The organism is Rhizobium sp. BR 317 (genome assembly GCF_047445835.1).
GTDB classification, from domain to species: domain Bacteria; phylum Pseudomonadota; class Alphaproteobacteria; order Rhizobiales; family Rhizobiaceae; genus Rhizobium; species Rhizobium paranaense.
In genome coordinates, this window is record NZ_JARWLB010000082.1 from 1 (window position 1) to 2,636 (window position 2,636).

Sequence of the window (2,636 nt, forward strand, 5' to 3'; positions counted from 1 at the left end):
CTGCAGTCACACCCCCGACAAAAGACCCCGCCCCGCGGGCGCCGTTGGGGCCGTCCGTCAAGCGCAATCTCCCTATCCCTAGGCGGTCGATGGGCGGTAAAGACCAGAACGTATCGCCGGAAAGTAGCGAGACCTGCTCGGCCAAGGTCATATTATCGAGCAATGCTCTCGTATCAGTCATCTTCTCTGCTTCCTCAATCTCAACACTTACCGTTCCCCAGATCGGGCATCTCGATATGCATATTGGGAAAGCTGGTGAGGTCGGCGTCATCCAAGGAGCCGTCCATCCATGAGAAGKACCCGTTTGTTCCCCAAGGCGCCGTCACCACGACGACGACATGTTCGCAGTCTTCACATGGCCGAGATGCCGTCACCGCTTTCCACTGAAAACAAGGACATCGCGGTTTGATMGATGTAAGCGGTGAAAGTTGTGCCGGCTGCGGCAGCGCCGGTTCTGGAGTTATTCCTGCGCAAGTTCGCGAGACAATTTGATAAACCTGAACATGCTTTATCAGACAATCTGTTGACAGACAATCCTCAGTCGCGCAGCCTCGTGTCGTCATTGATGATTCGATGCTTCCATCGGAGGCGGATCCCGATTGATGAAGCTTCTTCACCGCCTATGGACAAGGATGGACCACAATGGACAGGCTGTTGTCCCGTTTCCGGCTACAGACAAAAGTAATCATTTTCGTACTGCCTTTCATAATCAGTATTTGCGCGGTGGGGTTTTTGGGGCACTACGCCGCGGGTCTCCTACAAAGCCGCCTGGAAACCTCAAGCCAGGTGATGCAGGTGCTCTCGGGTTTCCGTGACGTCTCMGCCTCGATKAGAGAGTTTCTCGACGAGGCGTCGGAAGAAAGGCGCGATCGCGTGAAGGCTGACCTGCTCGCGCAGCAATCGCATCTGCAGGCTTTGGTGACGAATGCCGGAGCTACGGCGGAAAGCGAAGGCCTCCAGTCGGCAAACGCGATTATGCTGGACGTGGTGAACAATTTTGGTTCTCTCTGGAGCATCCATGAAAGCGAAGAGAAACTGATAAGCTCGATCGCCAATCATTCTGAATCGCTGGTTTGGTCGCAGAATGAAATGCTCAGGCTAGCAGACGAGTTAAGGAAGTCCGGCGAGCAGTCCGAGGGCGCCGCCAAATCGATGTTGCGCGATGCCGACAGGGTGACAGGCTATGCAACCTTCTTMCTTGATCTTGCMGCGGGCTACCAATTCGCCGGAACGACCGAGTTGAAACTCAAATATTTGGGCGGCAAAGTGGGCGAGTTGCGTCGGAGCGCCCGAAATCTGCGGGCTTCCTTGCCATCGGACGCCACAAAACTGTCGAGCTCGGTCGATKGCGCGGTGAAAAGCGTAACACAACTTCTGTCGCAGGGCGCTTCATCGGACAACACCGTAGGCCTCGACACCGCAATGTCCGCGTTCAAGGAAATCTCCGTCGCGATTAACGCGGTAGCGAACCAGCAAACAAAGAAAGCAATCGTCGAGTTCGCAGGTCTCGACCAACATTTGGCGAAGATCAGCAGCGCCTTGGACGGCAGCCGAAGACTTTCAGACTCCAGCTATCTCATCAGGATAAACCTTGCGCGCTTCATAGCCGACCCTACCGAACAAAACCGTGCGCAGCTCGTCCAKAACTTTGACAGAACGAAGAAGGAGATATTGGACATCTGGAGTGCCGCTTCCGACCTCGACCTTTTCAAGGCAGTCCAGAATACGGTGCCGCCGGCGGTAGAGGGTATGACGCAGGACAGTGCGAAGCTCGTCGAGATCTCGGAAGTGAGGCGTGCGCAATATAGGCAAACGACAGACCAGTTGAACACCATATKGGGCCACCTCACGACGTTTGCCGACGCCCAGCGCGCAAGAGCCATTGAAGAGACGGCTTACGCGAATGGCATTGGCCTCATCACKACATTTGCCGGCGTCCTCGTCGCACTTCTCGCTGGCTTCGGGATGATTGCGACTTTCAAAAAACCTGTTGTCCAGTTGACCGACGACATGCGGCGTTTGGCGGAAGGGGACCTYGACATTGAGATCGGCGGTTCTKAGCGCGCTGATGAGCTCGGAGAAATGGCCCGGGCGCTCTGTGTMTTCAGGGAGAATGCCGCGAGGAAGATCGAGATCGAGAACGACGCGGATMGTCAACGATCGGCTTCCGAAGCTGAACGTCGGCACAACGAGGCGGAGAAAGCCGAGATCGACAAACAGATCGGCGACGCCGTCGACAGTCTTGCCGCTGGGCTGGAGAGGTTATCCAACGGTGATGTTTCGAGCACGATCGATCAACCGTTCTCCGGGCGGCTGGAACAATTGCGACGGGACTTCAACAATTCGTTGCTGCGTTTGCAGGCGACGATGTCGGAACTTCGCGGCAACATCGTGCTCATTMGGCAAAATGCAGACAACCTCAGCAGTGGCGCCGATGATCTCTCCCGCCGCAGCGAGCGTCAAGCCGCGTMGTTGGAGGAGACCGCGGCCGCTGTTCATCAACTCACCGCGACGGTGCGTTCCTCGACAGAGCAGGCACAAGCMGCAGCCCAGCTGGTAAAAGAAACCAAGCAGGCCGCGGATGCGTCTGCTTCAGTGGTCACGGACGCGGTTGACGCTATGGGACGAATAGAAGC

Annotated in this window: 2 protein-coding genes; one reads left to right on the forward strand and one right to left on the reverse strand. The window is 56.3% G+C overall.

From position 1 onward, the window contains the following. Positions 1-181 (reverse strand): hypothetical protein (locus QD357_RS31770; protein ID WP_414125967.1); only part of this gene is annotated, 181 nt, incomplete at its 3' end. Positions 182-642: 461 nt separating this feature from the next. Between QD357_RS31770 and QD357_RS31775 the strand changes: the two genes are divergently transcribed. Continuing rightward, positions 643-2,636: HAMP domain-containing protein (locus tag QD357_RS31775; protein ID WP_414125969.1), on the forward strand; the 1,994-nt coding region annotated here is incomplete at its 3' end.